The sequence below is a fragment of the Agrococcus phoenicis genome (genome assembly GCF_047302415.1).
Lineage (GTDB): Bacteria > Actinomycetota > Actinomycetes > Actinomycetales > Microbacteriaceae > Agrococcus.
On record NZ_CP154854.1, the window covers coordinates 1,864,001 to 1,888,852 of the forward strand.

At 72.2% G+C, this 24,852-nt stretch carries 22 protein-coding genes, 1 tRNA gene and 1 riboswitch; of the genes, 9 read left to right on the plus strand and 14 right to left on the minus strand.

Annotated elements, in window-relative coordinates; all coding sequences use genetic code 11:
• The first annotated feature begins 76 nt into the window (after positions 1-76).
• Both AA0Z99_RS08945 and AA0Z99_RS08950 read left to right on the plus strand, forming a co-directional pair.
• The gene (locus AA0Z99_RS08945) at positions 77-736 is read left to right on the plus strand and encodes a GyrI-like domain-containing protein (RefSeq protein WP_413316748.1); all 660 of its coding nucleotides are present in this window, start codon (positions 77-79) and stop codon (positions 734-736) included.
• Positions 737-740: 4 nt separating this feature from the next.
• A complete protein-coding gene (locus AA0Z99_RS08950) occupies positions 741-1,031 on the plus strand; it encodes a hypothetical protein (protein ID WP_413316749.1) in 291 nt (96 codons plus the stop codon).
• A 55-nt stretch (positions 1,032-1,086) separates the two neighbouring features.
• Here the strand turns inward: AA0Z99_RS08950 and AA0Z99_RS08955 are convergent, their stop codons facing one another.
• Entirely contained in the window at positions 1,087-2,256 is a 1,170-nt protein-coding gene (locus AA0Z99_RS08955) for an RtcB family protein (RefSeq protein ID WP_413316750.1), read from the minus strand.
• 329 nt (positions 2,257-2,585) lie between these two features.
• Positions 2,586-3,518: an aldose 1-epimerase family protein gene (locus AA0Z99_RS08960; protein ID WP_413316751.1), complete on the minus strand. Its 933-nt coding sequence runs from the start codon at positions 3,516-3,518 to the stop codon at positions 2,586-2,588.
• A gap of 144 nt (positions 3,519-3,662) precedes the next feature.
• Here AA0Z99_RS08960 and AA0Z99_RS08965 point away from each other — a divergent pair, with 144 nt between their 5' ends.
• Positions 3,663-4,577 (plus strand): NAD(P)H-binding protein, encoded by a 915-nt coding sequence (locus AA0Z99_RS08965; RefSeq protein WP_413316752.1) that lies wholly within the window; start codon positions 3,663-3,665, stop codon positions 4,575-4,577.
• Between the two features lie 49 nt (positions 4,578-4,626).
• Here AA0Z99_RS08965 and AA0Z99_RS08970 read toward each other — a convergent pair whose 3' ends face one another.
• The 6 genes from AA0Z99_RS08970 to AA0Z99_RS08995 form a co-directional block, all read right to left on the minus strand.
• Complete coding sequence (locus tag AA0Z99_RS08970; RefSeq protein WP_413316753.1) at positions 4,627-4,827, minus strand: three-helix bundle dimerization domain-containing protein; 201 nt, start codon at positions 4,825-4,827, stop codon at positions 4,627-4,629.
• Positions 4,828-5,040: 213 nt separating this feature from the next.
• Positions 5,041-5,114 (minus strand) — tRNA-Leu (locus tag AA0Z99_RS08975).
• Positions 5,115-5,206: 92 nt separating this feature from the next.
• The gene (locus AA0Z99_RS08980) at positions 5,207-6,250 is read right to left on the minus strand and encodes an ABC transporter substrate-binding protein (protein ID WP_413316754.1); all 1,044 of its coding nucleotides are present in this window, start codon (positions 6,248-6,250) and stop codon (positions 5,207-5,209) included.
• 21 nt (positions 6,251-6,271) lie between these two features.
• Positions 6,272-7,114 (minus strand): ABC transporter ATP-binding protein, encoded by an 843-nt coding sequence (locus tag AA0Z99_RS08985; RefSeq protein ID WP_413316755.1) that lies wholly within the window; start codon positions 7,112-7,114, stop codon positions 6,272-6,274.
• Entirely contained in the window at positions 7,111-8,169 is a 1,059-nt protein-coding gene (locus tag AA0Z99_RS08990) for a FecCD family ABC transporter permease (protein WP_413316756.1), read from the minus strand. The genes AA0Z99_RS08985 and AA0Z99_RS08990 overlap by 4 nt, the downstream gene beginning before the upstream one ends.
• Positions 8,166-9,233, minus strand: a complete 1,068-nt coding sequence (locus tag AA0Z99_RS08995) for an iron chelate uptake ABC transporter family permease subunit (protein ID WP_413316757.1) — start codon at positions 9,231-9,233, stop codon at positions 8,166-8,168. The genes AA0Z99_RS08990 and AA0Z99_RS08995 overlap by 4 nt, the downstream gene beginning before the upstream one ends.
• 203 nt (positions 9,234-9,436) lie before the next feature.
• Here AA0Z99_RS08995 and AA0Z99_RS09000 point away from each other — a divergent pair, with 203 nt between their 5' ends.
• Positions 9,437-10,813, plus strand: coding sequence for an ABC transporter substrate-binding protein (locus AA0Z99_RS09000; protein WP_413316758.1), 1,377 nt, complete (start codon positions 9,437-9,439; stop codon positions 10,811-10,813).
• A gap of 64 nt (positions 10,814-10,877) precedes the next feature.
• Here AA0Z99_RS09000 and AA0Z99_RS09005 read toward each other — a convergent pair whose 3' ends face one another.
• Together AA0Z99_RS09005 and AA0Z99_RS09010 are read right to left on the minus strand one after the other, a co-directional pair.
• Positions 10,878-11,834 (minus strand): carbohydrate ABC transporter permease, encoded by a 957-nt coding sequence (locus AA0Z99_RS09005; protein ID WP_413316759.1) that lies wholly within the window; start codon positions 11,832-11,834, stop codon positions 10,878-10,880.
• Positions 11,831-12,733 (minus strand): carbohydrate ABC transporter permease, encoded by a 903-nt coding sequence (locus AA0Z99_RS09010; protein WP_413320821.1) that lies wholly within the window; start codon positions 12,731-12,733, stop codon positions 11,831-11,833. Before AA0Z99_RS09010 ends, AA0Z99_RS09005 begins: the two co-directional genes overlap by 4 nt.
• Positions 12,734-13,016: 283 nt before the next feature.
• Here AA0Z99_RS09010 and AA0Z99_RS09015 point away from each other — a divergent pair, with 283 nt between their 5' ends.
• Together AA0Z99_RS09015 and AA0Z99_RS09020 are read left to right on the plus strand one after the other, a co-directional pair.
• Positions 13,017-13,553 carry a gamma carbonic anhydrase family protein gene (locus tag AA0Z99_RS09015; protein WP_413316760.1) on the plus strand — a complete coding sequence of 179 codons (537 nt, stop codon included), beginning with the start codon at positions 13,017-13,019 and terminating at the stop codon, positions 13,551-13,553.
• 110 nt (positions 13,554-13,663) lie between these two features.
• The gene (locus AA0Z99_RS09020) at positions 13,664-14,158 is read left to right on the plus strand and encodes an SRPBCC domain-containing protein (RefSeq protein ID WP_413316761.1); all 495 of its coding nucleotides are present in this window, start codon (positions 13,664-13,666) and stop codon (positions 14,156-14,158) included.
• A gap of 102 nt (positions 14,159-14,260) precedes the next feature.
• On the opposite strand, the gene AA0Z99_RS09025 is transcribed toward AA0Z99_RS09020, so the two are convergent.
• From AA0Z99_RS09025 to AA0Z99_RS09035, 3 genes are all read right to left on the minus strand, one after another.
• Positions 14,261-15,148: a bifunctional methylenetetrahydrofolate dehydrogenase/methenyltetrahydrofolate cyclohydrolase gene (locus AA0Z99_RS09025; protein WP_413316762.1), complete on the minus strand. Its 888-nt coding sequence runs from the start codon at positions 15,146-15,148 to the stop codon at positions 14,261-14,263.
• A complete protein-coding gene (gene glyA / locus AA0Z99_RS09030; RefSeq protein WP_413320823.1) occupies positions 15,145-16,494 on the minus strand; it encodes a serine hydroxymethyltransferase in 1,350 nt (449 codons plus the stop codon). Before glyA ends, AA0Z99_RS09025 begins: the two co-directional genes overlap by 4 nt.
• 50 nt (positions 16,495-16,544) lie before the next feature.
• Positions 16,545-16,623, minus strand: a riboswitch (ZMP/ZTP riboswitch).
• A 157-nt stretch (positions 16,624-16,780) separates the two neighbouring features.
• Positions 16,781-20,296, minus strand: coding sequence for a bifunctional proline dehydrogenase/L-glutamate gamma-semialdehyde dehydrogenase (locus AA0Z99_RS09035; protein ID WP_413316763.1), 3,516 nt, complete (start codon positions 20,294-20,296; stop codon positions 16,781-16,783).
• Between the two features lie 139 nt (positions 20,297-20,435).
• Here AA0Z99_RS09035 and AA0Z99_RS09040 point away from each other — a divergent pair, with 139 nt between their 5' ends.
• Positions 20,436-21,359, plus strand: a complete 924-nt coding sequence (locus tag AA0Z99_RS09040; protein WP_413316764.1) for a LysR substrate-binding domain-containing protein — start codon at positions 20,436-20,438, stop codon at positions 21,357-21,359.
• Between the two features lie 29 nt (positions 21,360-21,388).
• Entirely contained in the window at positions 21,389-22,525 is a 1,137-nt protein-coding gene (locus tag AA0Z99_RS09045) for an AI-2E family transporter (RefSeq protein ID WP_413316765.1), read from the plus strand.
• A gap of 96 nt (positions 22,526-22,621) precedes the next feature.
• Here AA0Z99_RS09045 and AA0Z99_RS09050 read toward each other — a convergent pair whose 3' ends face one another.
• Positions 22,622-23,845 (minus strand): MFS transporter, encoded by a 1,224-nt coding sequence (locus AA0Z99_RS09050; RefSeq protein WP_413316766.1) that lies wholly within the window; start codon positions 23,843-23,845, stop codon positions 22,622-22,624.
• A 61-nt stretch (positions 23,846-23,906) separates the two neighbouring features.
• Between AA0Z99_RS09050 and purU the strand changes: the two genes are divergently transcribed.
• Complete coding sequence (gene purU, locus AA0Z99_RS09055) at positions 23,907-24,755, plus strand: formyltetrahydrofolate deformylase (RefSeq protein ID WP_413316767.1); 849 nt, start codon at positions 23,907-23,909, stop codon at positions 24,753-24,755.
• The last annotated feature ends 97 nt before the right edge of the window (positions 24,756-24,852 follow it).

Genomic DNA, 24,852 nt, shown 5'->3' on the forward strand with positions numbered 1-24,852 from the left:
CGCGGCCCTCGCCCTCGGCTGACGCGTCTCCGCCGTATCCTGGAGCTCAGCATCCGATCGATCGACGAGGCGGACGATGGCCGACAAGGTCGACCTCACGAAGGCGCTCGACTCCTACCGCGCCACGCGCGGCGAGCTCCGCGTCATCGACGTGCCGCCGCTGCAGTACCTCGCGATCGACGGCGCCGGCGACCCGAACACGGCGCCCGCCTACCGCGAGGCGCTCGAGGCGCTCTACCCGCTCGCCTACGCGCTGAAGTTCGCGAGCAAGCGCGAGCTGGGTCGCGACTACGTGGTGCCGCCGCTCGAGGGGCTCTGGTGGGCCGACGACGCCGCAGCCTTCACGACGGCGCGCGACAAGTCGCGCTGGCACTGGCGCCTCCTGCTGCTCGTGCCCGCGTGGCTCGACGCCGGGAGCGTCGAAGCCGCGACGGATGCGGTGCGTGCCAAGGCGACGAGGGCGAAGCCCGAGCCGGCGCGGCTGGGCGACATCAGGCTCGAGCCGCTCGACGAGGGGCTCTGCGTGCAGACGCTGCACGTCGGCCCGTACGACGACGAGGGGCCGGTGCTCGCGCGGATGCACGAGGAGCGCATCCCCGCCGAGGGCCTGCGGATGCGCGGACTGCACCACGAGGTGTACCTGAGCGACGCGCGCCGGACGGCGCCCGCGAAGCTGCGCACGATCCTGCGGCAGCCCGTCGAGCGCGTGCCACGAGCAGACGAGCTGCAGCGGTGACCCGGTGAGCGCCGGGCGCGCGCCCGAACCGCCCCACCGCTGGAGCGACAGCGCGGGCGAGTGGTCGCTCGTGCTCGGCATCATTGCGATCGTCTGCGCCTTCGTGCCGGTGATCGGCGACGTCATCACGCTGCCCTTCGCGGCGGGCGCGGTGGCGCTGGGCTTCGTCGGCATCCGCGCGGCCCAGGGCCGACGAGCCTGGCGATCGGTGCTCGCGATGCTCGGGGTGGCGCTCGGAGCGGCCGCGCTCGCCACCGTCGTCGTGCTGCTGATCGCCACCTCGCACACCGGCTGACGCCGCACCCCTCCGCGCTGGTGGCGGCGGAGGGGTGCGGCTGCTGGCTCGCGCGTCAGTCGCCCTTCACGTTGACGATCTGGCGCAGCGTGCGCCGCACGCGCACGAGGCCCGCGGCATCCGCCATCACCTCGTCGATCGGCTTGTAGGCCTGCGGGATCTCGTCGATGAAGGCGTCGGTGTCTCGGTACTCGATGCCCACCATCGCCGCGCGCAGCTCGTCGCGCGAGAACGCCCGACGCGCGGCGCTGCGGGAGAGCCTGCGCCCCGCCCCGTGCGGCGCGGAGTGGAGCGACACCGGGTCGCCGAGCCCCTCGACCACGTACGAGGCCGTGCCCATCGACCCAGGGATCAACCCCGGCCGCCCGGCGTCGGCCATGATCGCGCCCTTGCGCGAGACCCACACCTGCTTGCCGAAGTGGCGCTCCGACTCGGTGAAGTTGTGGTGGCAGTTGATGCGCTCGAGCTCCTCGATCTCGGCACCGACGAAGCGGCCGAGCTGGTTCGCGACGCGATCCATCATCTCCTCGCGGTTGAGCAGCGCGAACCGCTGCGCCCACCGGAGCTCGGTGATGTAGCGGTCGAACTCGGGCGTGCCCTCGGCCAGGTAGGCAAGGTCGGGGTCGGGCAGGTCGATCCACCACTGCCGGGCGAGGCGCTGCGCCACCTTGATGTGGTGACCGGCGATCCTGTTGCCCACGCCGCGCGAGCCGGAGTGCAGGAACATCCACACCGCGCCCGTCTCGTCGAGCGACACCTCGATGAAGTGGTTGCCGCTGCCGAGCGAGCCCAGCTGCAGCCGCCACTGCTTGGCGTAGGAGGCGGGGTCGAAGCCGCCACCGGCCGCGAGCTGCTCGAGCTCGGCGATGCGCGGCTCGGCGCTCGCCTGCACCCTGCGGTTCGAGTGGCCTGCCGAGAGCGGGATGCTGCGCTCGATCTGCTCGCGCAGCTCGCCGAGCTCGCGGCCCTCGAGGTCGCCGGCCCGCAGCTGGGTGCGCACGGCGATCATGCCGCAGCCGATGTCGACGCCGACGGCGGCCGGCATGATGGCGCCGAGCGTGGGGATGACCGACCCGACGGTCGCGCCGCGCCCGAGGTGGGCGTCGGGCATCAGTGCCAGGTGCGGGTGGATGAACGGCATCCGCGACGCGGTGCGAGCCTGCTCGAGGGTGTGCTCCTCGATGATGCTCGCCCACGACACGAGCCGCTTGGAGATGGTCTCCATGGTTCCTGTTCCTTGGTGAGTGCGATGACTGCCACAGGGTGCGGGCAGCCGCTCACGAGGAGGCGTCGTCCCGAACCCTGACGGTGCGGGACGCGGAGCGGATGGGCTACGCGGCGAGCGCCGGAGGGCATGGCGAGGGGAGGTTCGAGTGATCCCGAACCTCTGCCTGTCGTTCGCGCTCGACGCTCACGATCGCCACCTTCTCGACTGCCTGCCGTGCGGGGTGCACAGCCTTGCGACGCTATGCCATGGTGCGAGCGGTGTCAACGGGTGCGTCGTAGCAGTGCTCCGTCGGGCGGGCTGCGCTCGGCGCATGCGCATCGGGAGCCTCAGAAGCCGACGGGGTCGATGCCCCAGTGCCCGACCCAGCGCTCCCCCGGCTCGAGCCAGACGAGGCCGGTGCCGCTGTTGAGCGCGTTCGCGGGTGCCGACATCGGCTCGACCGCGGCGACGTGCTTCGGGCCGGATGCCGTCGGGAAGTCGCGGGGCGTGAAGACGACCGCGTAGGGGAACGCGGAATCCTGCCACAGCTCCGCGCCGCGGCCCGTGTCGTCCACGAGGGACGACGTGACCACGCCGCCGTCGAGCTCGAGCCCGGAGTAGTTGTGATCGATGTCGAGCTCTGCCAGGCGACGGCCGCCGCGCAGGTCCGGCGCCGACGCGTCCATCGCGTCGACCAGGGTCTCCTCGGTCGGGATCAGCCCCTCGGCGTTGAACACCCGCCCGGCGGGCACCGTGAGGGTCAGCCGCTCGGCCGGGGTGTCGCCGACGGCGAGGTAGGGATGCGCGCCGCACGACCAGGGTGCGCGCTCGGCGCCGACGTTCACGGCCTCGTGCGTGACGAGCAGCCCGTCGTCGGTGAGCTCGTAGGCGACGCTCGTGTCGAGCAGGAACGGGAAGCCCGTCTGCGGGTGGATCGTCGCCTGCAGCACGACCTTCGACTCGGTGTGCTCGAGCACGCGGTAGGGCGCGAAGCGCAGCAGGCCGTGGCTCGCGTTGCCGAGGTCGCGCTCGGTGATCGCCAGCTGCTGGCGCTCGCCGTCGAGCTGCCAGTCGCCGCGGGCGACGCGGCCGCCCCACGGCGCCAGCACGATGCCCTGCGCCTTCGCCGGGCGTGCCTGCTCGGGGAACGGCTCGACCAGGTCGACGCCGTCGAAGACGAGCTCGCGCAGCCCCGCGGCGACCTCGGTGATCGTCGCTCGCAGCTGCTTGCCGTCGACGCTGCCCGCGAGGGTGAACTGCTGGCCGGTGGGTGCACGCATGTCGCGAGCCTACTGACGTCTGAGGGCTGGCGCAGGGTTCCCTGAAGCGGTCGGGGACACGGCACGGCGCGTCCCCTTCGCGTCGTATCGTCGGGGTATCTGATTCGGGAGACGACCGGCTCCAGCCACCCAGGAGAGACACGCATGACCGACGCCTCCGCACTCGTCGATGGCGCCACGGGCATCCGTCCACGGCCTGCCGCGCACGAGCTCCCGACGCTGCAGCTCCCCGCATTGGCCATCACCGGCGCGACCGGCACGATCGGCCGGCTGACCGCGGAGGAGCTGGCGAGGGGCGGCGCCGCCCTGCGACTGCTCGCGCGCGACTCGGCCAGGGCTCCGCAGCTCCCGCGCGCCGCGATCATGCCCTGCACCTACTGCGACGACCAGCTCGCTCGCGCGGCCCTGGTCGGCGTGCGCACGCTGCTGATGGTCTCCGTCAACGACGAGCCCCAGTGGCTCGAGCAGCAGCTCGGCTTCGTGACCGCTGCCGCTGACGCCGGCGTCGAGCACATCGTGTACCTCTCGGCCCAGGGCGCGTCAGCGAACTCCACCTTCACCTTCGGCCGCTCGCACTTCGCGACCGAGGAGGCGATCCGCGCGACCGGCATGGCATGGACCATCCTGCGCAGCAGCTTCTCGCTCGACTTCCTCGCCGTGCTGCCCGACGCCGACGACACGGTGCGCGGCCCGGCGCGCGACGGCCGCGTCGCCGCGGTCGCGAAGCTCGACGTCGCGCGGGCGGCGGCAGCGGTGCTGCGGGATCCCGCAGCGCACGCCGGCCGCACCTATGAGCTCACCGGGCCGGAGGCGCTGTCGTTCGACGAGATCGCCGCGACCCTGACCGCAGCGACCGGCCGACGCATCCGCTATGTCGACGAGACCGTCGAGGAGGGCCGCCGATGGCGCGCGGCCGGGGACGCGCGCGAGATGCACGTGGAGGCCTCGCTGTCGACCTACACGGCGATCGCTGCCGGCGAGCACGCGCGCGTGAGCGGCGACATCGAGCGACTCACCGGTCGCCCGCCGATCCCGCTCGAGGAGCTCGTCGGGCTCTGAGCTGCGCGAAGGACGACCGCGGTGGCGCCGAACGCCCCGGCGGCCGCGCTCACGGGCTGCGCTTCATCCGCTTCTTCGTCGCCCGCTCCGTGAGGATCAGCAGGAAGTCCTGCACGGGGCTCTCCGCGATCCGCGCGAGCTCCTCCCGCGCCACGCGCTCGACCTCGGGACGCTCCCAGTCGGGGTGATCCTCGGTCAGCTTCATCGCCACCTGGCGGATGATCTCTTCGTCGTCGATGTTCGTCGTCACCGCGACAGCCTCACACCGACTGCCGAGTGCGTTCCCGGGCCGGGCTGTGAAACAGGTGAACAGCACCCGAGGGTCTGCCGCAGCCCGATGCAGGACAGGGCGAACGGGTCGCCGCGCGACCGACCCGGCCCGCCTCCACTCGCTCCGGCCGCGGGGATCACGGCAGCGGGGCCGCAGCACCGCGCTCACGTGCTTCCGTGCTTCCGTGCTCCGTGCCCCCGCTGGGATTCGAACCCAGACTGCGCGGAGTTTAAGTCCGCTGCCTCTGCCGATTGGGCTACGGGGGCAGGGCTCGCGCCCGGCACTACGGTACGCCGAAGGGCGGGGCGCCCAAGCGCACCCGCCCTTCGAGTCGGTGCCGCGGGGGCAGTGCCCGCGATCAGAGCTTCGCGGCCGCCTCGGCCAGCTGCGGCACGAGCTCGTCGAGCACGACCGGGATGCTGAGCGCGCTCGCCGCACCCCAGGCACCCGCGAGGTCGGAGTCGGGGTCGATGAAGACCGCCCGGCCGTCCTGCACGACGCTCAGCGACGAGAGCAGCGCATCCTGCTCGGTCTCGGCGAGCGTGTAGCCGATGGGCAGGATGACCGCGGTGTCGGCGTCGAACGCGGAGACGCTCTCTGCCGACGCGTTGGCGAAGAAGCCCGACGACTCGAGCTCGGCGATCGGCGGGTTGTTCTCGAAGCCGAGCTCGGCGAGCAGGTCGAAGCGGCCGTCACCCGGCAGGTAGGCGCCGTAGGCGTCGCCGAACTTGGCGACGGATGCGGTGGTCAGGCCCGCGAACTCCGGGTTCGCCTCGGCGGCCGCCGCGATCTCGCCCTCGACCTCCTCGATCAGGGCCTGCGCCTCGTCGGCCTTGCCGAGCGCCTCGCCGACGAGCGCCAGCTGGTCGGTCCACTCGGTCGCGAACGCCTCGGCGCCCTCGGGCCCGAAGACGGTCGGGGCGATCTCGCTGAGGTTCGTGAACTCGGCCTCGTCGTTGCCGGAGCGGGTGTTGAGGATCAGGTCGGGGTCGAGGCCGAGGATCTGCTCGTAGTTGAGCGACTCGTCGCCGCGCTCGATGAGCACCGGCTCCTCCTCGCCGAAGAGGTCGGCAGCCCAGGGCCCGACGCCGTTGCTCTCGGCGCCGAAGCCCTGCCAGTCGAAGACGGCGACCGGGGTGACGCCGAGGGCGAGCGCCATCTCTGCGTCCGACCAGCCGAGCGCGACGACGGTGAGCTCGCCATCCTCGGGCTGCGGCACCTCGATCGCACCGAACATCGTCTCGACGGTCGCGAGCGGGCCGTCGCCCGCGGGCGCCTCGCTGCCGGTGGGCTCGGTCGAGGCCTCGGGCGTCGAGGCAGAGCAGCCGGCCAGCATGCCGATGGCCAGTGCGCCGGCGAGCGCTGCAGTGGCCGCGCGAGCGCGGCGGGAGCGGAGGGTCATGGAGGTGTCCTTTCGGTGGGTTCAGTGGCCCGCGGCCCGCGGCATCGCCGAGACGGCGCCGTGGGCGAGGGGAACGATCATGGGGGTGTGCGACTCGGGGTCGTCGATCACGCGGCTGCGCACGCCGAACACGCGCTCGACGAGCTCGGCCGTCACGACCTCCGTCGGCGTGCCCTCGGCGACGACGTCGCCGTCGCGCATCGCGATCAGGTGGGTGGCGTAGCGGGCGGCCTGGTTGATGTCGTGCAGCACCGCCACGAGCGTCCGCCCCTCGAGGTGCAGCCGCCGGCACAGCTCGAGCAGCTCGATCTGGTGCGCGATGTCGAGGAAGGTGGTGGGCTCGTCGAGCAGCACGAGCGGGGTCTCCTGCGCGAGCACCATGGCGATCCAGACGCGCTGCCGCTGCCCGCCGGAGAGCTCGTCGACGCGACGCTTCGCGAGATCCTCGGTCGACGTCGCCGCCAGCGCCGCGCGCACGGCCCGCTCGTCCTCCGTCGACCACTGCTGCAGCAGCCCCTGGTGGGGGTAGCGGCCGCGGCTCACGAGGTCGACGACCGTGATGCCTTCGGGCGCGACCGCCGTCTGCGGCAGCAGGCCGATGGTGCGGGCCACCTCTCGCGTGGGCCGCGAGCGGATGTCGTCGCCGTCCAGCACGATCCGGCCGCTCGTGGGCGGCAGCAGCCGCGCGAGGGAGCGCAGCAACGTGGACTTGCCGCACGCGTTCGGGCCGATGATCACCGTGAACGAGCCGTCGGGGATCGCCACGTCGAGCCCCTCGATCACGTGGCGGTCGCCGTAGCCGATCGAGGCGCCGCGCGCCTCGAGGCGCGAGCCGCCGTCAGCGGGGTCGGGGTGCACGGTCATCGCTGCTCCTTCATGCCGCGCGAGAGCAGCCAGACGAGGTAGGCGCCGCCGAGGCATGCGGTGATGACGCCGACGGGGTACTGGGAGGGTGCGATGACGCGCTGCGCGAGCACATCGCTGGCCAGCAGCAGCAGTGCGCCCACGAGCGCCGACGCCATGAGGGCCGGCCCGGTGCCGCGCACCAGCCGCTTCGCGATCTGCGGGGCGGCGAGCGCGACGAAGGTGATGGGCCCGGTGATCGCCGTGACGATCGAGACGAGCCCGACGCCGACGATCAGCAGCATGATGCGCGTCGGCTCTGCCCGCACGCCCAGCATGCGGGCGTGGTCGTCGCCGAGCTCGAGCACCGCGAGCCGACGCGCGAGCAGCAGGCACGCGGGTGTCAGCACCGCGAGCGTGACGAGCACCGGCAGCACCTCGGGCCAGCGCGCCTCGTTGAGGGTGCCGGCGCCCCAGATGGCGGCCGTCACCGCCTGCTCGAGGCTCGCCCGCACGAGCAGGTAGGCGTTGATGGCGCTCAGCACCGCGCTCACGGCGATGCCGACGACGATGAGCCTGAAGCCCTGCACGCCGCGCTTGAAGGCGAGGGCATAGACCGCGAGCGCGGTCGCGAGACCGCCGATGAGCGCGCCGACGGAGACGGATGCGGCGCTCGCGCCCAGCACGAGCGTCACGATGAGCGCGCCCGTGTAGGCACCGGTCGAGAAGCCGATGATGTCGGGGCTGCCGAGCGGGTTGCGCGTCATCGACTGGAAGATCGCACCGGAGACCGCGAGGCTCGCGCCGCCGACGAGCGCGAGCACGACCCTCGAGAGCCGCCACTCCTGCACGACGCGCACGGTGGTGTCGTCGCCCTGCCCGACGAGCGCGGCGAGCACCTCCCCCACCGTGAAGGCCGAGTCCCCGAAGCTGAGCGCGAGCGCCGAGAGGGCGCCGATCGCGGTCAGCAGCGCAGCCCAGACGACGAGCGCTCGCACGTCGAGCAGCACGCGGATCCCGGGTCCGCGCAGCATGCGCACGCGCGACGGCCACAGCGCCATGCTGGCGCCGCTCACAGCGACCGCATCCTGGTGCGGCGCACGAGCGCGATGAGCACGGGCGCGCCGAGGAACGCGGTGACGACCCCGACGGGCAGCTCGCTGCCCACCAGGACGCGCCCCAGGACATCCGACAGCAGCACCAGCACGGGACCGGCGACGAGGCTGAAGGCGACGATCCAGCGGTGGTCGACGCCGACCGTGAAGCGCGCGACGAACGGCACGACGAGCCCGACGAAGGTGATCGGACCGACGGCCGCCGTCGCCGCCCCGCAGAGCAGCGTGATCGCGACGAAGCCGACGCCGCGCACGAGCGGGATGCTCGTGCCGAGCGCGCGCGCCACCTCCTCGCCCATCGTGAGCGCGTTGAGGGAGCGCGAGAGCAGCAGCACCGCGACGGCCGCGACGACGACGAGCAGCCAGATGGCGTGCACGCTGTCGATCTGCCTCCCCTGCAGCGAGCCGGCCGACCAGAAGCGCACCCGGTCGAAGACCGTCGGGTTCGCGAAGGTGATGGCCTGGCTGAAGCCCGAGAGCACGGCCCCGATCGCGACGCCCGCGAGCACGAGCTTGACCGGCGTGCCGGCTGCGGGGCCGGTGGTGCCCACCAGGTACACGACGGCGGCGGCGATGCCCGCGCCGACGACGCCCCAGATGATCTGGCCGGAGGCGATGCCCGCGCCGAAGAAGCCGGTGCCGACCACGACGGCGAAGTAGGCGCCGGCGTTGACCCCGAGCAGGCCCGGGTCGGCCAGCGGGTTGCGCGTCAGGGCCTGCATGACGACGCCGGCGAGGCCGAGCGCGAGGCCGGCCAGCACGGCGAGGATCGTGCGGGGCAGGCGGTAGTCGCGCACGAGCAGGTCGTCCGTCGTGGTGCCGTCACCGGTGAGCGCCTCGACGACGACCTGCGGCGAGAGGTCGCCGGAGCCGACGAAGAGGCTCAGCGCCGCGGAGACGCCGAGCAGCGCCAGCGATCCCACGGTCACGAGCAGCCGCGCGGCGGTGCTGCGACGGCCGGCGGCGGGCGCTTCGGCGCTCGCTTCCGGTCGTGCGGTCGAGGTGTCAGGCAGGGGATGCTCCACGGTCGTCCGGGTCACCGTGGAGGACCGCGGTGCCGAGGTAAGGCAAGCCTAACCTGCGCACGCCTCCATCGCGCACTCGTGTGCCCGCTGTCGACCCAATGGGGGACAACCTGAGAAGTGGCCGATACCTGCGGGGTACAAAGGGGCGTAGCGTCCGCAGGAGGAGCGGTCGTTCCATGACCGCTGCATGGAAGAGGGTTGAGATGCGATCACGTCTGGGCGCCGCGGGCGCTGCTGCGGCTGCGACAGCACTGCTGCTGACGGGCTGCGGAGGCGGTGGCACACCGGCTGCCGAAGCGGACTTCGGTGCCGAGCCGACCGGCGCGTTGAGCGGTTGGGGCTTCGAGAACACGGACGACGTCGGCCAGGCCAGGCTCGACCACGCGGCAGGGATGCTCGAGGGCGTCACCGTGGAGCTCGACCAGACCGCGTTCGACGCGCAGAAGTTCACCACCCTCTCGGTCTCGGGCGACATGGCGGACGTCGTGCAGATGGATCGGCAGTTCGTGCCGACCTACGCCGCGCAGGGGCTGATCATGCCGCTCGACGCTTGCTTCGACGCCCACGATCTCGATCCGCAGGAGCACTGGTACCCGCAGGTGACGAGCGACATCACCTACCAGGATCAGATCTGGGCAGTGCCGCAGTTCTACCAGCCGCCCGTCATCCTCACGAACGCTCGCGTGATGGAGGAGACCGGCGTGAGCGCCGATGACCTCTCGCTCGCAGACCCGGAGGCGATGATCGCCGCCGCCGAGGCGATGACCGTGATGGAGGGCAACAGCGTCACGCGCGTGGGCTTCGACCCGCAGGGCGTGCCGAAGGCCAACCAGTGGATGCTCGCGTTCGGCGGCGCGACCGTCGACGAGCAGGGCGCACCCACCCTCGACCGACCCGAGAACGTCGAGGCGGTCGAGTTCCTGCAGGAGCTCTACGAGGTGCAGGGCGGGTACGCCGAGGTGAGCGGCTTCGTCGACTCGATCGACATCTTCGGCGACGGCAACAGCTTCGCGAACGACACCGTCGGCGCCGCGGTGTTCGACCAGTGGTACCTCAACGTGCTCACCTCCTACGCCGACGACGTCGAGATCGGCGCCGTGCCGATGACGACCGTCGACGGCGACCCCTTCTCCGCCACCGGCGGTTCGGCGTTCGTGATCCCGGCGGGCGCGCAGAACCCCTCCGCCGCCTGCGCCTGGGCGCTCGAGCTGACGAGCGAGGAGGCGTGGCGCGCAGCGGCCGACGCCCGCGCGACCACGACCGAGGAGGATCCGGCGCGCAACGGCATCAATGCCGGCCTCTTCACCGGCTCGCCGGAGAGCGACGCGCTGATCCGCGACGAGTATGCCTCGGCGGACGGCTACGAGGGCTTCGAGCAGGCGATCGAGGTCTACTACGACGTGGCAGCGGAGGGCGCCTCGCTCGGGGGCTCGCCGGCCGGTCAGCAGATCCGCGGTGAGCTCGAGAGCGCCGTGACCTCTGCCCTGCTCGGCGAGGCATCGGCGGCCGACGCGCTCGCCGGGGCGCAGCAGGCTGCGATGAGCGCCTACTCCCAGGTGAGCGACGTGAACGAGGGCTGAGCCGGCAAGGAGCAGCAGAGCGGGGGCGGCTTCGGCCGCCCCCGCTCTGCTGCTCGCCGAGGTCTCAGCCGGTCTTGCCGGAGGTGGCGATGCCGTGGATGAAGGAGCGCTGACCGAACGCGAAGAGGATGAGCATCGGCAGCGTGACGATGAGCGCCGCCACCATCACGAACTGGTAGTCGCCGTGCCCGCCGGACTCCGGTGCGTACTTCGTCATGGCGCTCGCGATCCCGAGCGGCACGGTGTACCCCTCGGCCGAGCCGGTGTTCAGGTAGATGAGCGCGCCCTGCAGGTTGTTCCAGCTCGCCTGGAACTCGAACAGGAACACGATCACGAACGACGGGATCGACAGCGGGAAGGCGATGCGCCAGAACTGCCCCCACGCGCTCAGCCCGTCGACGCGCGCCGCCTCGAAGAGCTCCTTCGGCAGGCCGAGGAAGAACTGCCGCAGCAGGAAGATGTAGAAGGCCGAGCCGAAGAGGTTGGCGCCCCACAGCGGCACGCTCGTGCCGACGAAGCCGAGCTGGTTCCAGATCAGGAACTGCGGCACGAGGGTGACCGCGCCCGGCAGCATCATGGTCGCCAGCAGCACGCCGAAGAGCACCTTCCTGCCCGGGAAGCGGAATCGCGCGAAGCCGAACGCCACCATCGCGCTCGCGACCGTGACGAGGCCCGCGGCGAGCACGGCGATCAGCACGCTGTTGCCGAGCCACGAGAGCAGCGGCAGCTCGTTGAAGACGTCGACGTAGTTCTGCGGCACCCACGTCTGCGGGATCAGCCGGTTGTCGAAGACCTCGCCGCGCGGCTTGAGGCTCGCGGAGAGCAGCCACACGAGCGGGTAGAGGAAGAGCGCGCTGCACGCCAGCAGGAGCAGCCAGCGCACCACCTGCCCTGCCCACCCCCATGCCGACAGGCGCGGTCCGCGGTCCCGCGAGGGCTTGTCCGCCGCCTTCGCGAGGTCGGCGGAGGTCATCGGCGCGACGGCGGCCGCCGTGGCGCTCACGTCGGTCGAAGCGCTCATCGCTCCTCCCCCTCGTAGTAGACGAATCGGTTGCCGACCCGCATCTGGATCATCGAGATGATGAGGATGATCAGGAACAGCAGCCACGCCATCGCCGCGGCGAAGCCGAAGTTGAACTGCCGGAACGCCTGCTCGAACAGGTAGATCGCGTAGAAGAGCGACGCATCGGTGGAGCCGGTGCCGGTCGTGCGATGGAACAGCAGGAACGCTTGGTCGAAGATCTGGAAGGCCGCGATCGTCAGCACCAGCACGTTGAACAGCACCGCCGGCGAGATCAGCGGCAGCGTCACGTGCCAGAAGCGCCCCCACGGTCCCGCGCCGTCGATCGACGCCGCCTCGTAGAGCTCCTTCGGCACGTTCTGCAGCGCCGCGAGGAAGATCACCATCGTGCCGGCGACGCCCCAGATCGTCATCAGCACGATGGACGGCTTCACCCAGTCGGGGTCGAGCAGCCAGTCGGGGCCGTCGATGCCGATGGTCGCGAGGCCCCGGTTGATCGCACCGGTCGAGCCGTTCAGCAGCAGCAGGAAGACGGATGCGGTGGCGACCGTCGGGGTCATCTTCGGCAGGTAGAAGATGGTGCGGAAGAAGCCGGCGCCGCGCCGGACGCTGTTGAGCAGCAGCGCCAGCCCGAGCGCGAGCGCGATCTCGAGCGGCACCGCGAGCACGGCGTAGAACAGCGTGTTGCCGAGCGCGGTCGCGATCTTCGGATCGGTCACGAGCGACTCGTAGTTCGCGAAGCCCGCGGGCCGAGCCGTGTCGGTCGCAAGCTGGTAGTAGCTGAAGGAGATGACGAGGCTGTAGACCATCGCGCCGAGCGTGAAGACCAGGAAGCCGACGACCCAGGGCGAGATGAAGAGGTAGCCCGCGAGCGCCTCGCGACGGCGCATGCGGCTCATGGGCTTGCGCGCCGGACGGCGCTCGCTCCTGCGCCTGCCGGGCGGATCGTCTGCGGTCGCGGACATCTCGGCGGGTGCTGCGGCGGCTGCAGACGAGTTCGACACCGGTGTTCCTCCGTTCGCGGCGGATCCACGAGGAACCACCCCCCTTGGTGTACCCCACTTCTCTGAGAAGTGCACCCCCGCGATGCAGTCCCCCGCTTCCGCCCCGCGCTTCCGCGCGGCCGCGAGACCCATCGCGCCGACCGACGCGGCGTGCGCCGACGCCGCGTACGCTGACGACATGACCGTCCACGAGCGAGCCACGATCATCCCGCTGCCCGACCGCGTGCCGCACCTGCCGAAGTCTGCGCTCGTGATGCCCGGGGTCGTGATCGCCGGGGCCGTCTCGCTCGGCGAGCGCGTGGGCATCTGGCCGGGCGCCTCCCTGCGCGCCGAGGAGGAGGCCGTCGTGATCGGCGACGACTCGAACGTGCAGGACTCCTGCTCGCTGCACGTCGACCGCGGGTCACCGCTCACGATCGGCGAGCGCGTCTCGATCGGCCACAACGCCGTCGTGCACGGCTGCACCGTCGAGGACGACGTGCTCATCGGCATGCACGCGACCGTCATGAACGGCGCCGTCATCGGCACCGGCTCGATCATCGCCGCGGGCGCGCTCGTCACCGAGGGCACCGTCATCCCCGAGCGCTCGCTGGTCGCGGGCGTGCCCGGCAAGGTGCGGCGCGAGACGACCGACGACGAGGTGCTCGCGATCGCCCGCAACGCCGAGACCTACGCCGAGCGCATCCGCCTCTACGTCGACGCGCTCGGGCGCTGAGCCGCGGCCCGCTCGTCGCGACCGCGCGATGCCGCCGGTCGCACCGACGCGGCACCCTGGCGGTGCACCGGTGCGGATGCGTAGGCTCGGCTGCACCGGGAGGAGACCGCATGGGCATCGAACGGACGGGCAGCGTCACCGAGCACGGCCAGATGTGCGAGCTGATGCTGGAGCGGCAGGTGACGGCCGACGCGATCGCGGTGTGGCCGTTCCTCTCGGAGTCCCGGGAGCTGGGGCTCTGGTTCGCGACCTACGTCGGCGATCCCGACTCGGGCGAGGTCGTGCTGGCGATGACCGCCGAGGAGGGCGACGCGACGAGCGCCGTCGAGATCCTCGACTGCACGGCGCCCGAGCACCTGGTGGTGCAGACGACGGATGAGTCAGGCAGCTGGAGCCTCGAGGTCGAGCTGGTGGATGGCGGCGACGAGCCCGGCTCCGGCACGCTGATCCGCTTCACCCAGCACGAGCTGCCGCTGACGATGCTGCCCGACGTCGCAGCCGGCTGGGAGTGGTACCTCGACCGGCTGGTCGCCGCGATCGGCGGGACGCCGATGCCCGCGTGGGACGACTACTACCCCGCGCTGCGCGACGCCTACGCCGGCTGACGCATCGACGCGATGAGCGCCTGCGGCTGCGCGCGCCGGCTCAGCGAGCAGCTGCTCCCCTGACGCGCTCCGCGCCCGGAGGGCGCCGAGCGCGTCCGAGGGTCAGCGCGACCGCACCGACTGCTCCGCCATCTGCACGACGTTGTCCAGCAGCATCACGCGCGTCATCGGGCCGACGCCGCCCGGCACGGGCGAGACCCAGCCGGCGACCTCTCGCACGCCCGGATCGACGTCGCCGAGCAGCTTGACCTTGCCGGTCTCCGCCGAGAGCCCGCGCGTGATGCCCACATCCAGCACGGCCGCGCCCGGCTTCACCCAGTCGGCGGTGATCAGCCCCGGCACGCCGACCGCCGCCACGACGATGTCGGCCTCGCGCACCTGCGCCGCCAGATCGGGCGTGCGCGAGTGGCAGAGCGTGACGGTCGCGTCGATGCCCTTGCGCGTGAGCAGCAGCCCGAGCGGGCGACCGACCGTCAGGCCCCGCCCCACCACGGCCACGGTCGCGCCGGCGATCGCGATGTCGTGGCGGCGCAGCATCTGCACGATGCCCGCCGGCGTGCACGGCAGCGGCGAGTCGATCGGCCCGTCGACGCCGAGCACGAGGCGCCCGAGGTTCGTCGGGTGCAGGCCGTCGGCATCCTTGTCGGGATCCATCAGCTCGAGCATCGCGTGCTCGTCGTGCCCGGGCGGCAGCGGCAGCTGGATGATGTAGCCGGTCACCTCGCGCGCCGAGTTGAGATCCTCCACCGCCTTCCGCACGTCAGCGGACGAGGCGCTCGCCGGCAGGTCGACGCGGATCGACTCGATGCCCACCTCGGCGCAGTCGCGGTGCTTGCCCTTCACGTAGGACTGGCTCGCGGGGTCCTCGCCCACGAGCAGCGTGCCGAGGCCGGGGCGCACGCCCTTGCCGCCCAGCGCATCCACGCGCTCCTTGAGCTCGAGCTTGATGGCCGCCGCGGTCGCGTTGCCGTCGAGCAGGCGCGCCGTCATCGTGCCGAGCCGCTGCCGTCGACCGACGAGCCCAGCTCGTGCACCGCCTCGGGGCGCCCAGAGGGGCCGACGCCCGGGTAGAGCGGGAAGGCGTCGGCGAGCGCCGCCACGCGCGCGCGGAGCGGCTCGAGGTCGGCCTGGGCCGCCTCGGAGCCCAGCTGCAGCGCGAGCGCGATCACGTCGGCCACCTCGGTGAACTCGGCGTCGCCGAAGCCGCGGGTCGCGAGCGCGGGCGTGCCGATGCGGAGGCCCGACGTGACCATCGGAGGCCGCGGGTCGTTGGGCACGGCGTTGCGGTTCACGGTGATGCGGATCTCGTGCAGGAGGTCCTCGGCCTGCTTGCCGTCGATCGCGGCGTCGCGCAGGTCGACGAGCACCAGGTGCACGTCGGTGCCGCCCGAGCGCACCGTGATGCCCGCATCCGCGACGTCCTGCTGCATGAGGCGCTCGGCAAGGATGTGCGCGCCGCGCAGGGTGCGCTCCTGGCGCTCCTTGAACTCCTCGGAGGCGGCGAGCTTGAAGGCGGTGGCCTTCGCCGCGATCGCGTGCATGAGCGGGCCGCCCTGCTGGCCCGGGAAGACGCCGGAGTTGATCTTCTTCGCGATGTCGGCGTCGTTCGTCAGGATGAAGCCGGAGCGGGGGCCGCCGATGGTCTTGTGCACGGTGGACGAGACGACGTGCGCGTGCGGCACGGGGTTCGGGTGCACGCCGGCCGCGACGAGGCCGGCGAAGTGGGCCATGTCGACCCACAGCAGCGCGCCGACCTCGTCGGCGATGGCGCGGAAGGCCGCGAAGTCGAGCTGGCGCGGGTAGGCCGACCAACCGGCGACGATCACCTTGGGCGTGTGCTCGATGGCGAGGCGACGCACCTCCTCCATGTCGACGCGGCTCGTCTCGGCGTCGACGCCGTAGGCGACGATGTCGTAGAGCCGGCCGGAGAAGTTGATCTTCATGCCGTGCGTGAGGTGGCCGCCGTGGTCGAGCGAGAGGCCGAGCACGGTGTCGCCCGGGCGCACGATCGCGTGCAGCACGGCGGCGTTGGCGGTGGCGCCCGAGTGGGGCTGCACGTTGGCGAACTCGGCGCCGAAGAGCGCCTTGGCGCGGTCGATCGCGAGCTGCTCGGCGACGTCGACGTACTCGCAGCCGCCGTAGTAGCGGCGCCCCGGGTAGCCCTCCGCGTACTTGTTCGTCAGCACGCTGCCGGCGGATTCGAGCACCGCGACGGGCACGAAGTTCTCGCTCGCGATCATCTCGAGGAAGTCGCGCTGGCGGTTCAGCTCCTGCTGCAGGACCTCGGCGATCTCGGGATCGACCTCGGCGAGGGGCGAGTTGAACGTGCTGGGCATGCGGTCGGTCACGGGTGCTCCTTCGCTGATGCGCTCGCGCGCGTCGCTGGCGGTGTCGCCCAGGCGCGCGGCTCGAGATCGGCCGCTCCCCGGTGGTGCTCCACCTGTGCGCCAGTCACGGCCGCCTCCATCGTATCTCGCGGGCGTGCGGCCCGCCCGCTCGCTGCCGCCCGCATGCCCGCCCGACGCGCATCCGGCACGCGACGCGCATCGGACCCCTCCCGCCACGCCGGACCGGGTGCACCGGGTCTGGCGTGGCGGAAGGGGTCCGAGACGCGGGCGGGCGCTAGATCAGCGCGTCGGTCAGGTGGTTCGGCGTGCCGAAGCGGTGCGCCGTGATGGCGATCGCCTGCTCGCGCAGGAACGGCAGCATCTCGACCCGGCCGGCCTCGACGAGCGCGTGCGACACGATCGCGAGGTCGGGGCGGCCGTCGACCGCCTCGGCGAGCGCGCGCACGCCGTCGGCGACCGCGTCCTCCGCTGCGAGGTAGCGGATGCGGCCCTGGCCCAGGCGCGCAGCAGCGCGTCGGAAGGCGGCGTCGTCCTGCACCTCGACGGGCACGTTCGCCGCGGCGAGCGCAGCCCGCACCGCGGGTGCCGGCTCGATCGCCGTCGAGACGCGCACCGAGGCGCCGGCGCGCAGCGCTGCCACCACCGATCGCGCGAGCTGCACGATGCGGCCGCCCTCCGCGAGGCGGATGGTGACGCCCGGCATCGGCAGGTGCCGCAGGATGTCGCGCTCGGCCAGCAGCTGCTGCTCGTCGCGCGCCACGCCCAGGTCGGTGGCCCAGACCTGCTGGTCGGAGCCTGCCGCGCGCCACAGCGCCGCGGCCTCCCCGACCGTCACCGAGGGATCCGACGACTTCGCCAGCGACTCGACGGCGTCGACGACCGTCTGCACCGAGAGCAGCTCGATCGGCGCGAGCTGCGCCGCCTCGCCGCTCACCCACTCGACGAGCGGCATGAGGTAGCTCGGGCCGCCGGCCTTCGTGGTCGGGCCGACGACCGAGCGCTTCCAGCCGCCGAAGGGCTGGCGCTGCACGATCGCGCCGGTGATGCCGCGGTTGACGTAGAGGTTGCCGGCCTCGATGGTGTCGAGCCACTGGCCGATCTCCGCCGGGTTCAGCGAGTGGATGCCGGAGGTGAGGCCGTAGTCGACCTCGTTGACGATCGCGATCGCCTCCTCGAGCGTCTCCACCCGCATGATGCCGAGGATCGGGCCGAAGTACTCCGTCAGGTGGTACTCGCTGCCGCGCTGCACGCCGGCGCGCAGGCCCGGGGTCCACAGCTTGCCCTCGTCGTCGAGCTGCTTCGGCTCGACGATCCACGACTCGCCCTCGCCGAGCGTCGTCAGCCCGTCGAGCAGCTTGCCCTCGGCGGGCGCGACGATCGGGCCCATCTGGCTCGTCGCCTCCCACGGGTAGCCGACCTCGAGCGAGCGCACGCCGTCGACGATCTGGTTGTGCAGGCGCTTCGAGCGGCCGGCCTGCCCGACCAGGATCACGAGCGAGGCCGCCGAGCACTTCTGGCCAGCGTGACCGAAGGCGCTCGAGACGATGTCCTTCGCCGCGAGGTCGAAGTCGGCCGAGGGGGTCACGATGATGGCGTTCTTGCCGCTCGTCTCGGCCAGCAGGCTGAGGTCGGGGCGGATGCGCCGGAACGCCTGCGCGGTCTCGAAGCCGCCGGTGAGGATCACGCGGTCGACGCGCTCGTCGCCGACGAGCTGGTCGCCGAGCGAGCGCTCGCCGAGCTGCACGAGCTGCAGCACATCCTTCGGCACGCCGGCCGCCCAGAGCGCCTCGACCATCGTGGCGCCGGTGCGCGCGGTGGCGCGGGCGGGCTTGATGATGACGGACGCGCCGCTCGCGAGCGCCGCGAGGGTCGAGCCCGCCGGGATCGCGATCGGGAAGTTCCACGGCGGCGTCACGACGATCAGGCGCGACGGCACCGCGGTGGCGCCGTCGATCCGGTCGAGGTCGCGCGCGCGCTCGGCGTAGTAGTGGGCGAAGTCGATCGCCTCGGAGACCTCGGGGTCGGACTGGTCGAGCGTCTTGCCCGCCTCGGAGGCCGCGACCTCCATGAGCTCGGCGCGGCGCACCTCGAGCTCGTGGCCGACGCGGTGCAGGATCTCGGCGCGCTCATCGCCCGAGAGCGAGCGCCACACGTCGTTCGCGGCGATGCCGGTCTCGATCACGGCATCGAGCGCTGCCGCGTCGCGCAGGGTCGCTGCGGCGACGGCGTCGGCGCCGAGGGTCGAGCCCTGCGCGCGCTCGCGGATGCCGGCGGCCCAGGCCTGGTTGGCGGGCAGCGAGGGGTCGGTGTCGGGCGCGTTGTGGAACGCGTCGGTCGCTGCCGGCGCCGGCGCCTGCGTGCGGTCCTGCACGCGGTGCGTGCCGGGCGCCGCGGCGGCGAGCGCGTCGAGCGAGGCGAGGAAGCGGTCGCGCTCGCGGTCGAAGAGGCCGCGGTCGTTCGCGAGCTCGAAGACGGCCGACATGAAGTTCTCGCGGCTCGCCCCCTCCTCGAGGCGACGGATCAGGTAGGCGATCGCCACGTCGAACTCCGCCGGGTGCACGACCGGCGTGTAGAGCAGCAGGCCGCCGACGTCGCGGCGCACGACCTCGGCCTGGCCCTGCGCCATGCCGAGCAGCATCTCGAACTCGAGCCCGGCGCTGATGCCGCGCTGCTTGGCGAGCAGCCACGCGAAGGCGACGTCGAAGAGGTTGTGGCCGGCGACGCCGAGCTCGACGTTGTCCATGCGCTCGGGCGTGAGCGACCAGGCGAGCACGCGCTTGTAGTGCGTGTCGCTGTCCTGCTTGGTGTGCCAGGTGGCGAGCGGCCAGTCGTGGATCGATGCCTCGACGCGCTCCATCGGCAGGTTGGCGCCCTTGACGAGGCGCACCTTGACGCCCGCCCCGCCCCTCGCGCGACGCTCGGCGGCCCAGGTCTGCAGGCGCTGCATCGCGGGCAGCGCGTCGGGCAGGTAGGCCTGCAGCACGATGCCGCCGCGGTACTGCTCGAGGCCCGGCGTCTCCAGGATCCGGGTGAAGACCGCCATGGTCATCTCCAGGTCCTTGTACTCCTCCATGTCGAGGTTGATGAAGGTCTGCGTCTCGGCGGCGCGGCGGTAGAGCGGCAGCAGGCGCTCGATCACGTGCTCGACGGCGGCGTCGAAGCCCCATGCCTGGTGCGGCGCGGTGGTCGCCGAGACCTTGATCGAGACGTAGTCGACGTCGTCGCGCTCGATGAGGTCCATGGTGCCCTCGAGGCGGCGCTTCGCCTCGCGATCGCCGAGCACGGCCTCGCCGAGCAGGTTGACGTTCAGGCGGGCGCCGGTGGCGCGGATGCGCTTGATCGCCGCGCCCAGGCGCGCGTCGGTCGCGTCGATGATGAGGTGGCCGACCATCTCGCGCAGCACGCGGCGCGCGATGGGCACGACGACCTGCGGGGCGAGCGGGGCGACGCCGCCGCCGAGCTTGAGCGCCTGGCGCATCGGCCAGGGGAGGAACGAGGGTGCGTCGCCGGCGATCTCGCGGAGCGTGCGCGCTGCGACGTGGACGTCCTCGGGGCGCACGACGCCGTCGACGAAGGCGACGGCGAAGTCGAGGCCCTTGGGGTCGCGCAGCACGCCGGCGAGCTGCTCGGCGCTGGAGTCGGAGGGGATCTGCTCCGCCTGCTCGAGCCAGGTGCGCACCTGCTCGACGATCTGCGGCGCGAGCGCCCGCAGCTCGGCGAGCTCCGCCGCCTCCACGACGTGCTCGGTGCCGGTGGTCTCGGCGTGCTTCGGGGTGGCGGCTGCGCCCATGCTGCTGCCCTTTCGTGCGGGGGTGGAGCTGCGCACGACGGTGCGCGCAGCGCCAGTCTGCACCCAATGACCATTCAGGTACAGTGACGGTTGGCGACGGGTATTCGTCGTGATCGACGATGCTTCCGAGGAGCGCCCCGTGCTCGACATCCGACGGCTCAGGCTGCTGCGCGAGCTGCGCCTGCGCGGCACGATCGCCGCGGTCGCCACCGCGCTGGCCTACGCGCCGAGCGCCGTCTCGCAGCAGCTCTCGGCGCTCGAGCGCGAGGTCGGCGTGCCGCTGACCCGGAAGCAGGGCCGGCGCCTCGCCCTCACGCCGCAGGGCGAGCTGCTCGCCCAGCACGCCGAGGGCATCCTCGCCCAGCTCGAGACCGCTGAGCGCGCCGTCGCCGCCTCGCTCGGCCGCCCGATCGGCACCGTGCGCGTCGCCGTCTTCCAGTCGGCGGCCCTCTCGCTCGTGCCCGGCATGCTGCGGATCCTCGCGACGGCGGCGCCGGAGGTGCGGATCGAGATGGTGCAGCGCGAGCCCGAGACCGCGCTCTACGACACGCACGTCGGCGACTTCGACCTCGTCGTCGCCGAGCAGTACCCCGGGCATGCGGCGCCGCAGCACCTCGGGCTCGACCGCGAGGTGCTGATGACCGATGCCCTGCGCCTCGCGGTGCCGCCCGACAGCCCGATCGACTCGCTCACCGCCGCATCCGCCCACCCCTGGGTGATGGAGCCGCAGGGCGCAGCCTCGCGGCACTTCGGCGAGCAGCAGTGCCGGCTGGCCGGCTTCGAGCCCGACGTGCGCTTCGCGACCGCCGACCTCCAGGCGCAGATGCGACTGATCGAGACCGGCCACGCCGTCGGCATCATGAACGACCTCACCTGGGTGGGCACCGCGGTGCGGTTTCGCGCCCTGCCGCTGCCGGGGGCGCCGCGGCGCGAGGTCTTCACCGCCGCCCGATCTGCCTCCAGCGGCTCTCCCGCGATCACCGCGGTGCGGGAGGCGCTGCGCGGCGCCGTGCCGACCCTGTCGTTGCCGCCCGGCGCTCGCCTCTCAGCGGAGCCTCGCTAGCGTTGACCGAGCACACCAGGAGGACACCCATGCGCCTGTTCGCACCGAAGCAGCCGACCGCCGTCGCAGAGCGGCCCGTCCGCGCCCCGTGGTCGCTGTGGGCCGACTCGTTCGGCCGGCTCGCGACCCGCTCCCTCCAGATCATCCTGGTGCTGATCGTGGTGGCTGGAGCGATCTTCGCGATGACGCGGCTGTCGCTCGTGATCATCCCCGTCGTGCTCGCGCTCATCCTCGCCTCGGCCTTCTCCCCCGTCATGCGGTGGCTGCGCCGCAAGGGCCTGCCGTCGCTGCTCGCGACCGTCATCGCGCTGCTCGCGATCGTCGTGGTGCTCGGCGGCGTCATCTGGCTCATCGTCAACGCCGTCCGGGATCAGTTCGGCGAGCTCGCCGAGCAGGCGCAGGAGGGCTTCGACCAGGTGCTCGAGTGGGTGTCGACGCTGCCCTTCGCGCCCACCGACGAGCAGATCACCGAGGCCCGTGACGGCATCATCGACTTCGCCACGAGCGCGCAGTTCGGCTCCGGCGCGCTCGCGGGCGTGAGCGCGGCCGCGAGCTTCGCCACCGGGCTCGTGCTCATGATCGTCGTGCTCTTCTTCTTCCTGAAGGACGGCCCGCGCATCTGGGAGTTCCTGCTGCGGCCCTTCGAGGGCGAGTCCTACGCCCGCGCGGAGCGCATCGGCGGCCGCACCGTCGACACCCTCGGCGGCTACGTGCGCGGCACGGCGACCGTGGCGTTCGTCGATGCCCTCGGCATCGGCGTGGTGCTCTGGATCCTGCAGATCCCGCTGGCGCTGCCGCTGGCCGTGCTCGTCTTCCTGCTGGCGTTCATCCCCCTCGTCGGCGCGACCCTGGCGGGCGCGCTCGCCACGCTCGTCGCGCTGGTCTCCACCGGCGACCTCGTGACGGCCCTGATCGTGCTGGGCGCCGTGATCGTCGTCAACCAGCTCGAGGGCAACTTCCTGCAGCCGGTCGTGATGGGGCGCTCGCTCAAGCTGCACGCCCTCGTCGTGCTCATCGCCCTCACCGTCGGCACGGTGCTCGGCGGCGTGGTCGGGGCCGTGCTCTCGGTGCCGATCGCCGCGGTCGCGTGGGGCATCGTGCAGGTGTGGGACGGCGAGGACAAGCCCGCGCGGATGTTCCGGCAGAAGCGGCCCGAGACGGTCTGATCGCCCTCGCGCCCGTCGCGAGCCGGATCGATCCGCCGGCGCAGCCGCTCGGTGAGGCTGCCGGCTCCGCCGCACGGCCCTCGCGGGCGCCCCGCGTCAGCGGCGCGCGAGGTCGCGGCGGTGCAGCAGCGCGTCGGCCGCGACCAGCACGAGCGCCACGACGAGCCCGGCGCAGAGCGCCCACGGCAGGAGCGCCACGCCGACCGAGTCGAGGATCAGCGCGCCGAGCAGCGCGCCCGCGCCGATGCCGACGTTGAAGCCGGTGGTGTACCAGGCCGTCGCCTGCTGCAGCAGCCGCTCGGGCGTCGCCTGCAGCTGGCGGGTCTGCAGCAGCGCCGGCAGCGCGCCGAGCGCGAAGGCCCACACCATGACAGCGACGATCGTGATGATCGCCAGCTGCGACAGGCCCAGCGTCACCATCGCGGCGATGCCGGCGACCATCATCGCCAGCGTCGAGGCGGTGGGGCGCCGCCCGAGCCACAGCGCGATGGACACGACGGCGGCGATGCCGACGATGCCGTAGCCGAGCAGCGCACCCGACAGCCACGACTCCGGCACCCCCGCGTGCTGCACCAGGAACGGCGAGATGTACGTGTAGAGCGCGTAGTGCCCGAGCATCACGAGCGTCGTCGAGATGATCGCGAGCGCCACGCCGCGCAGGCTCTTCCCCGGCTCTGCGCTCGGCAGCGCGATCGATCCGGTCGAGGTGGTCGCCTGATCGCGCAGGTGATCGACGGGCGGCAGCATGCGCCACACGGCGACGGCGACCACGATGCAGACGGCACCGAAGAGCGCGAACGACCAGCGCCACCCGATCAGCTGGCCGAGCAGCGTCGCCAGCGGCAGCCCGAGCACGTAGGCGAAGGAGCCGCCTGCCGACGTGATGGCCACGGCGCGCGCCAGCTGGCGCGGTTCGACGAGGTAGGCGGCGTAGGCGCCGACCACCGTCCAGAACACCCCGTGCGCGAGGCCGCCGAGCACTCGGAACGCGACCATCCACGCATAGGTGGGCGCGAGCGCCGAGCCGAAGCAGCTGATCGCGAAGATCGCGAGCACGGTGATGACGAGCAGGTGCCTCGGCACCCTGCGGGTGAGGCGGATGAGCGTGGTCGAGGAGGCGACGACGGTGAAGGCGAAGATCGTCACCAGCAGGCCGATGGCGCTCTGGCTCACGACCAGCTCGCGGCTCATCGGCAGCAGCAGCCCCATCGGCAGCATCTCGACCGAGATGTTCGTGAAGATGGCGAGCGCGAGCACGAGCAGCGGCGCCATCGGGAAGGACCGGGCGGCGGATGCGTGGGGTGCGGTGGAGGCTGACATGGTGCGGCGCAAGCCTAGTGCTGGCGCTCTTCGTCGCCCGCTCCCTCCTAGACTCGACCGGGTGAGCAACCACTGGATCCTGTCGTTCGTCTGCGAGGACCGGCCGGGCATCGTGCACGCCATCTCCGGCGCGATCGTCGCCAGCGGCGGCAACATCACCGAGTCGCAGCAGTTCTCCTCGGCGGACACCGACCGCTTCTTCATGCGGCTGCAGGTCGAGGCCGACGCCGAGCGGGCCGACTTCGAGTCGAGGCTCGAGCCGATCGTCGAGCGCTACGGCATGCAGTGGCAGCTCGACGACGTCGGCCGGCCGCTCAAGACCCTCGTGCTGGTGTCGAAGGCGGCGCACTGCCTCAACGACATGCTCTTCCGGCAGCGCGCCGGTCAGCTCTCCGTCGACATCCCGCTCGTCATGTCGAACCATCCGGAGCTCGGCTCGCTCGCCGCCTTCTACGACGTGCCCTTCGAGCACGCGCCGGTGGTCGACGCCGAGTCGAAGGCCGCGTTCGAGCGCCGCATCCTCGAGGTCGTCGAGGAGGAGGGCATCGAGCTCGTCGTGCTCGCCCGCTACATGCAGATCCTCTCCCCCGCGCTCTGCGAGGCGCTGGCCGGGCGGCTCATCAACATCCACCACTCCTTCCTGCCGGGCTTCAAGGGCGCGAACCCCTACCGGCAGGCGCACGCGCGCGGCGTCAAGCTCATCGGCGCCACCGCCCACTTCGTGACGAGCGACCTCGACGAGGGCCCGATCATCGAGCAGAACGTCGTGCGCGTCGACCACGCGCACTCCCCCTCGCAGCTCGTCGCGATCGGGCAGGACGAGGAGTCGCGCACGCTCTCGCGCGCGGTGCAGTGGTTCGCCGAGGATCGCGTGCTGCTCGACGGGCAGCGCACCATCATCTTCCGCTGAGCCGTCCTGGCCCTGAGCCGTGCTGCCGCCTGAGCCGCTCCGGGCCGGAGGGCGCCGAGCGCGTCGCGGGGTCGCGACCCTTGCGCCGTTGGACACC

Coding starts and splice junctions, on each gene's coding strand:
- AA0Z99_RS09035 (WP_413316763.1), bottom strand. CDS start 20,296: ATGGGCGCAGCCGCCACCCCGAAGCACGCCGAGACCACCGGCACCGAG.
- AA0Z99_RS08945 (WP_413316748.1), top strand. CDS start 77: ATGGCCGACAAGGTCGACCTCACGAAGGCGCTCGACTCCTACCGCGCC.
- AA0Z99_RS09010 (WP_413320821.1), bottom strand. CDS start 12,733: ATGAGCCGCATGCGCCGTCGCGAGGCGCTCGCGGGCTACCTCTTCATC.
- AA0Z99_RS08965 (WP_413316752.1), top strand. CDS start 3,663: ATGACCGACGCCTCCGCACTCGTCGATGGCGCCACGGGCATCCGTCCA.
- AA0Z99_RS09015 (WP_413316760.1), top strand. CDS start 13,017: ATGACCGTCCACGAGCGAGCCACGATCATCCCGCTGCCCGACCGCGTG.
- AA0Z99_RS09005 (WP_413316759.1), bottom strand. CDS start 11,834: ATGAGCGCTTCGACCGACGTGAGCGCCACGGCGGCCGCCGTCGCGCCG.
- AA0Z99_RS09050 (WP_413316766.1), bottom strand. CDS start 23,845: ATGTCAGCCTCCACCGCACCCCACGCATCCGCCGCCCGGTCCTTCCCG.
- AA0Z99_RS08985 (WP_413316755.1), bottom strand. CDS start 7,114: ATGACCGTGCACCCCGACCCCGCTGACGGCGGCTCGCGCCTCGAGGCG.
- AA0Z99_RS08955 (WP_413316750.1), bottom strand. CDS start 2,256: ATGGAGACCATCTCCAAGCGGCTCGTGTCGTGGGCGAGCATCATCGAG.
- AA0Z99_RS09045 (WP_413316765.1), top strand. CDS start 21,389: ATGCGCCTGTTCGCACCGAAGCAGCCGACCGCCGTCGCAGAGCGGCCC.
- glyA (WP_413320823.1), bottom strand. CDS start 16,494: ATGCCCAGCACGTTCAACTCGCCCCTCGCCGAGGTCGATCCCGAGATC.
- AA0Z99_RS09000 (WP_413316758.1), top strand. CDS start 9,437: ATGCGATCACGTCTGGGCGCCGCGGGCGCTGCTGCGGCTGCGACAGCA.
- AA0Z99_RS08980 (WP_413316754.1), bottom strand. CDS start 6,250: ATGACCCTCCGCTCCCGCCGCGCTCGCGCGGCCACTGCAGCGCTCGCC.
- AA0Z99_RS08960 (WP_413316751.1), bottom strand. CDS start 3,518: ATGCGTGCACCCACCGGCCAGCAGTTCACCCTCGCGGGCAGCGTCGAC.
- AA0Z99_RS09020 (WP_413316761.1), top strand. CDS start 13,664: ATGGGCATCGAACGGACGGGCAGCGTCACCGAGCACGGCCAGATGTGC.
- AA0Z99_RS09025 (WP_413316762.1), bottom strand. CDS start 15,148: ATGACGGCGCGCCTGCTCGACGGCAACGCGACCGCGGCGGCCATCAAG.